This is a genomic window from Streptomyces europaeiscabiei (genome assembly GCF_001550375.1).
Taxonomy (GTDB): domain Bacteria; phylum Actinomycetota; class Actinomycetes; order Streptomycetales; family Streptomycetaceae; genus Streptomyces; species Streptomyces europaeiscabiei.
In genome coordinates this window covers 1-6,205 of record NZ_LRTR01000159.1, presented here as the reverse complement: position 1 = coordinate 6,205, position 6,205 = coordinate 1, and the positions used below count along the sequence as shown (strand labels likewise).

Sequence of the window (6,205 nt, the reverse complement as noted above, 5' to 3'; positions counted from 1 at the left end):
ACCCTGCTGCTGTCCGTGCGGCACGGGCTGACCCTGCGGCGCGTACGGCTGGCCGCCCTGCTGCGGCGCCGGCGGGGCGTACCAGTCCGGCTGGCCCTGTCCGGGCACCGGCACGGGCGGCTGCCCGCCGGGCGGCAGGGGCTGCTGGAAACCGGCCTTCTGGTCGGTCGTCGACCGGTAGTCGACGGCGCCCTGCGTCATCCGCATGTACGCCTCCTCCAGCGACGCCTGGTGCGGCGACAGCTCCCACAGGCGTACGTCGGCGCCGTGCGCGAGGTCGCTGATGCGGGGGAGCGGCAGCCCCATGACACGCAGCGCGCCGTCCTGCTCGGGCAGCACCTGGCCGCCCGCGCCGGTCAGCGCGGCCGACAGCTTCTCGCGCTGCTGCGGTTCGGTGTCCGGCGTCCGGACGCGCGCGAAGTCGGCGGAGTTCGCCGAGATGAAGTCCTTGATGCTCATGTCGGAGAGCAACTGGCCGCGCCCGATGACGATGAGGTGGTCGGCGGTCAGCGCCATCTCGCTCATGAGGTGCGAGGAGACGAAGACCGTACGGCCCTCGGCGGCGAGCGCCTTCATCAGGTTGCGGACCCAGAGGATGCCCTCGGGGTCGAGGCCGTTGACCGGCTCGTCGAAGAGCAGCACCTGCGGGTCGCCGAGCAGCGCGGCGGCGATGCCGAGCCGCTGGCCCATGCCGAGCGAGAAGCCCTTGGAGCGCTTCTTCGCCACGTCCTGGAGGCCGACGACGCCCAGTACCTCGTCCACCCGGCGGGCCGGAATGCCCGACAGCTGCGCCAGGGACAGCAGGTGGTTGCGGGCGTGGCGACCGCCGTGCACCGCCTTGGCGTCGAGGAGGGCACCGACCTGACGGGCGGCGTTCGGCAGCTTGCGGTACGGATAGCCGCCGATCGTCACCTGCCCCGACGTGGGATTGTCCAGGCCGAGGATCATGCGCATCGTCGTCGACTTGCCTGAGCCGTTGGGCCCCAGGAAGCCGGTGACGGCCCCCGGCCGCACCTGGAAGGAAAGGTTGTACACGGCCGTCTTGGCGCCGTAGCGCTTCGTCAGGCCGACTGCCTCGATCATTCTCCGCACCCATCGAACAGATCAGGACGTCCGAGGACGTCGGGGCGCACGCCCCCGTAAGGATTAGGAGCTTATCGGGGCGTTGACGGTTCCGCCCAAGAGGAAGTAAAACCACGCAGGTCACTGAGGCATCAGCTTGGCATGTACGTAACCGCCGGTCGGGCCGCTGATCACGCGTGACGGCCACCAGCCCCGGTCAGGCGTCACGCTTCTTCAGCATCAGGTACCCGCCGAGCAGGGCCGCGGCCACCCACAGCGCCATGATGCCGAGGCCGCCCCAGGGTCCGTACGGAGTGTCGTCGTCCACGGGGGTGACCACCTGCATGATCTTGCTGCCGGCCTGGTCGGGCAGGTACCGGCCGATCTTCTCGGTGGCGCCGACGTTGCCCAGGATGTTGGAGATCAGGAAGAAGAACGGCATCAGGATGCCGAGCGACAGCATCGGGCTGCGCAGCATCGCCGCGACGCCCATCGAGAACATGGCGATGAGGGTCATGTAGAGCCCGCCGCCGAAGACCGCGCGCAGCACGCCCGGGTCGCCGATCTCGGCCCGGTGCGAGCCGAGCATCGCCTGTCCCAGGAAGAACGTCACGAAGCTGGTCGCGAGACCCACCGCGAAGGCGAGGGCGGTGGCGACCGCGATCTTGCCGAAGAGGAAGGTGCCCCGCTGCGGCACGGCGGCCAGCGATGTCCGGATCATGCCGGTGCTGTACTCGTTCGACACCACCAGCACCCCGAACACGATCATCGCCAGCTGACCGAGGGTCATCCCCGCGAAACTGATGAACGTCGGGTCGAACGACAGCCGGTCGTCGCGGCTCAGATTGTCGAACTCGTTCTTCGACAGCAGCGAGATCAGCACGCCGAGCGCGATCGTGACGACCCCCGCCAGCGACAGCGTCCACACCGTGGACGCCACTGAACGGATCTTGGTCCACTCCGAGCGGACCACCTGGGTGGCGGCCATGCGTCATCCCTCCTGGTTCCAGCTGCTGCCCCAGTCGTGGACCGGGACCGGGGCCGGGCTCGCCGCCGGGGCGCCGTCGTGCGCGTGGTACTCCACCGACTCGGCCGTCAGCTGCATGAACGCCTCCTCCAGCGAGGCCTGTTGGGGGCTCAGTTCGTGCAGCACGATCTGGTGCTGGGCGGCCAGCTCGCCGATCTGCTCCGGTTTCCCGCCGTCCACCTCCAGCGTCCCGTTGCCCGTCTCCACGACCATCACGCCGACCGCGTGCAGGACGTCGAGCAGCCGTTCCCGCTGCGGTGTACGAATCCGTACGTACGACCGTGAGTTCTGCCGGATGAACTCCGCCATCGAGGTGTCGGCGAGCAGTCGGCCCTGCCCGATGACGACGAGATGGTCGGCGGTCAGCGCCATCTCACTCATCAGATGCGACGACACGAACACGGTCCGCCCCTGCGCCGCGAGCGACTTCATCAGGTTCCGGATCCAGTGGATGCCCTCGGGGTCGAGGCCGTTGACCGGCTCGTCGAACATCAGGATCCGTGGGTCACCGAGCAGCGCACCGGCGATCCCGAGCCGCTGCCCCATACCGAGTGAGAACCCCTTCGCCTTCTTCCGCGCGACCGAGGTGAGCCCGACCGTGTCCAGCACCTCGTGCACCCGTGCCCGGGGGATCCCGTTGCTCTGCGCGAGACAGAGAAGGTGGTTGAAGGCGCTACGGCCGCCGTGCATGGCCTTGGCGTCGAGCAGGGCGCCGATGTACTTGAGCGGGTCCCTGAGGCCGTCGTAGTGCGTGCCGTCGATCCGTACGTCCCCCGCGGTGGGACGGTCGAGTCCCAGAATCATCCGCATCGTCGTCGACTTCCCGGCCCCGTTCGGCCCGAGGAACCCGGTCACGATCCCGGGCCGCACGGCGAAGGTCAGATGGTTGACCGCCACCTTCTCGCCGTACCGCTTGGTCAGCCCGTCAAGCTCGATCATGCGGCCACGCTAGAACGGAGGCCGGGCCCCTGCCACCGGAGGCGCGACGCCCCTTCAGGGGCGTGGGGAACCGCGTGACCAGCCACGTACCGGTGGCAGCCGCGAAGTCAGGAGGGCTCCCGAGCCATGGGGCACCCGGCGCCGGAACCGAGCGGGCAGGTCGCGCAACTCGGCGCTACGAGGTGCCGCCGGGCGACGGGGAATGGCCAAGGCCCGCGCCCCCGGAGGGGAGACGCGGGCCTTGGTGGCCTCTTCCGGCTGTCGCCGTCAGGCAAGGGTGTTACCGGGACTGCTGCGCCGGCACCCCGCGCGAGATCGGCTCGTCGTCCGTGACCGGCGTGCCCGCCGCGGCGACGGCCGCACCCGTGAGGGTCGCCAGCATCTCGCGCACGTTCGTCAGCTGCGCGTTGATCGAGTCGCGGCGGTTCGTCAGAGCCGCCAGCTCGCGCTCGGATTCCGAACGGATCCGGTCCGCCTTGGCGTTCGCGTCCGCGACGATGTCCTCGGCCTGACGCTGCGCGGTCTCCACCGTCTGGCGGGCACGGCGCTCGGCGTCGGTGCGCAGCTTCTCGGCCTCCAGGCGGAGCTGCTCCGCGCGGTGCTCGATCTCCGCGAGACGCTTCTCGGCCTTCTGCTGACGCGACGCCAGGTCCCGCTCGGACTGCTCGCGGCGCTTGGCGAGGTTCGTCTCGAAGTCGGCGGCGGCCTGCGCGGCCTTGGCGCGGGTCTCCTCGAAGAGGGCGTCCGCCTCCTCGCGCTTGGACTGCGCGTCCTTCTGCGCCTCCTGGCGCAGCTGAGAGGCGTCGCTCTTGGCCTTTTCGACGATCCGGACGCCCTCGTCCTCCGCCTTGGCCTTGCGGTCCGCAGCGAACGACTCGGCGTCGTTGCGTACCTGCTGGGCCGCCGACTCGGCGAGCTCGCGGTGCTGCTCGGAAGCGCGACGGGCCTCCTCGCGCAGGTCCTTCGCCTCCTCCTCGGCGAGGCGGAGGATCTTCTCGACGCGTGCGCCGAGACCCGCGTACGACGGCTCCGCGTCGGTGACCTGGGCCTGGGCGTTCTGCGTCTCGAGGTGAAGCTCCTCGATGCGCTTTTCCAGAGCGGTGATGCGGGCGAGAGCGGAGTCACGGTCGGAGACGAGCTTGGAGATACGTTCGTCCACCTGAGCGCGGTCGTATCCACGCCGCACAAGCTCGAAGCCGTAGGGGGAAGTGTCGCTCATGGGGTTCCTGTCGAATGAGACCGGTGAGGTGATAGGTGGAATCCTAGGGGGCGAAGCGGCGTGTCATCGAGCAGATGCACGTTTGATCTGGAGAATGACACCCCTTTTGGGTGGCCGACCATCGGAATACTTGCCAGAAATTTTGCATAAAGGCCTTGGCAAGCACGAAACGAACACAAATTGGTGTCCGTAGTGCAGGAGCGGCGCGGGAAGATACCCGCAACGCCCCGGCACCGCTAGCCGTCTGACGACTTGCCACCCAAACGAGTCGCACCCGCCGCGGCACCCGTCTTGACTCCACCGTCCTTGCCGCCCGACGGGGCCTCAAAAGATTCCAACGCCACCAGGACGTCCTGGACACGGGAAATCTCGGCATTGATGTCCTCGCGGCGCCGGACCAGCACCTCCAGCTCGCGCTTGCCCTCCTCGACCGTGCGGCGGGCCTCACGGATCGCCTCGGCCTTGAGCTCCTCGGCCTCACGGATGAGCGTGGACTTCTTCTGCTCGGCCTCCTTCAGGAGACCCTCCGCCTTCTTCACCGCGGCGATACGGACCTTGCCCGCCTCGGAGTTGGCCTCGGAAACGATCTCCCTGGCCTTCGACGTCGCCTTCTCCAACTGTTCCTCGGCGGCTTTGATGAGCGCGTCACAACGGTCGCCGGTCGATTTCATCGTCTCGGCGGCCTCACGGCGGGCCCGCGTGTGCAGGGCCTCGATCTCGGCCGTGATGCGGTCCCGCAGCTCCTCGGCCCGCTCCCTTATGGCGGTCGCGTCCCGGCGCGCGCCGACCAGCAGCTCGTCGGCGTCCGTACGGGCCTTCTCCACCGTGGAGTTCCCCTCGACGGTCGCCTCGGAGACCAGCCGGTCGGCCTCCTTGCGGGCCGCGCCGACCATCGAGTCGGCCTGCCCCTCGGCGTCCGCGGTGGTCTTCAGCGCCTGAGACTGCGCCTCGGTGAGCAGCTTGTCGGCCTCGGCCGCCGTCTCCGTGATGAGCGTGTCGACCTGCTCGGCCGCCTCGGAGCGCCGCTTGTTGGCGTCCTTGCGGGCCTCGTCGAGGGTGTTGTCGGCCTCTTCGCGCGCATGCGCCATGAGCCGGTCGGCCTCGGTCTCCGCCTCGGACCGCGCGCGCTCGGCGTCGGCCCGCACCCGCTCGGCGTGCTGCTGCGCGGAGCCCACCGTCTCGGCGGCCTCGGCCCGCAGCCGCTCGGCCTCGTCGGTGGCCTCGCCGATCAGCCGGTCGGCCTTGGCGACGGACTCGGCCCGTACGCGCTCGGCCTCCTCGTTGGTCTCCCGCGTCAGCCGCTCCGCCTCGGCCGTCACCTCGGTGATGAGGGTGTCGGCCTGGGTGGCCGCGTCCGAACGGATGCGGTTGGCGTCGTCGCGGGCCTCGGCCCGGGTGCGCGAGGCGTCCTGGTCGGCCCGCGCGATGGCGTCCGAGGCCTCCGTACGGACCCGCTGGGCGTGTTCCGAGGCGTCCGAACGCACCCGCTCGGCGTCGGCGATGGCCTCCGCGACCGTGCGCTCGGCCAGCGCCTTGGCGGCGTCCGTCTCGTCGCGTGCCTCACGGCGGACCCGGTTGGCGTCCTCGGTGGCCCGCTCCCGCTCCGCGTAGGCGTCGGCGCGGACCCGGTCCGACTCCTCCTCCGCCTCCCTGCGCATGCGGTCCGCCACGTGCTCGGCCGTGTTGCGCAGCCCGGCGATCTCCTCCTGGGCCTGCTCGTGCAGCCCGGCGACGGACTCCCGCACCTGCTGGGCGTGGAGCTCGGCCGCCGACACCATCTCACCGGCGCGCCGCTCGGACTCCTCGACCAGCCGTACGGCCTCGGCCTGGGCCTCCTCCACGCGCTTGCGCGCCGAGGCCAGCAGCTCCTCGCTCTGCTCGCGGGCCCGCCGACGCTCCTGGTCGGCCTCCTGGCGGGCGGCGCCGGTGAGTTCCTCCGCCTCGCGGCGGCGCCGGGC

Annotated in this window: 4 protein-coding genes and 1 pseudogene; all 5 read right to left on the bottom strand. The window is 70.2% G+C overall.

Annotation, left to right across the window (positions count from 1 at the left end; all coding sequences use genetic code 11):
- A partial coding sequence (locus AWZ10_RS07095) for an ABC transporter ATP-binding protein (protein WP_060890687.1) occupies positions 1-1,083 on the bottom strand: 1,083 nt, incomplete at its 3' end.
- Between the two features lie 196 nt (positions 1,084-1,279).
- Entirely contained in the window at positions 1,280-2,050 is a 771-nt protein-coding gene (locus tag AWZ10_RS07090; protein WP_060890686.1) for an ABC transporter permease, read from the bottom strand.
- A gap of 3 nt (positions 2,051-2,053) precedes the next feature.
- Positions 2,054-3,028, bottom strand: coding sequence for an ABC transporter ATP-binding protein (locus tag AWZ10_RS07085; protein WP_046705882.1), 975 nt, complete (start codon positions 3,026-3,028; stop codon positions 2,054-2,056).
- 280 nt (positions 3,029-3,308) lie between these two features.
- Positions 3,309-4,247: a coiled-coil domain-containing protein gene (locus AWZ10_RS07080; protein WP_037695441.1), complete on the bottom strand. Its 939-nt coding sequence runs from the start codon at positions 4,245-4,247 to the stop codon at positions 3,309-3,311.
- Positions 4,248-4,483: 236 nt separating this feature from the next.
- Positions 4,484-6,205: pseudogene (locus AWZ10_RS07075) on the bottom strand (hypothetical protein); the annotation flags it as partial.

Excerpts from the sequence above, each read along its gene's own strand:
- AWZ10_RS07090 (WP_060890686.1), bottom strand. The coding sequence starts at position 2,050 with ATGGCCGCCACCCAGGTGGTCCGCTCGGAGTGGACCAAGATCCGTTCA.
- AWZ10_RS07085 (WP_046705882.1), bottom strand. The coding sequence starts at position 3,028 with ATGATCGAGCTTGACGGGCTGACCAAGCGGTACGGCGAGAAGGTGGCG.
- AWZ10_RS07080 (WP_037695441.1), bottom strand. The coding sequence starts at position 4,247 with ATGAGCGACACTTCCCCCTACGGCTTCGAGCTTGTGCGGCGTGGATAC.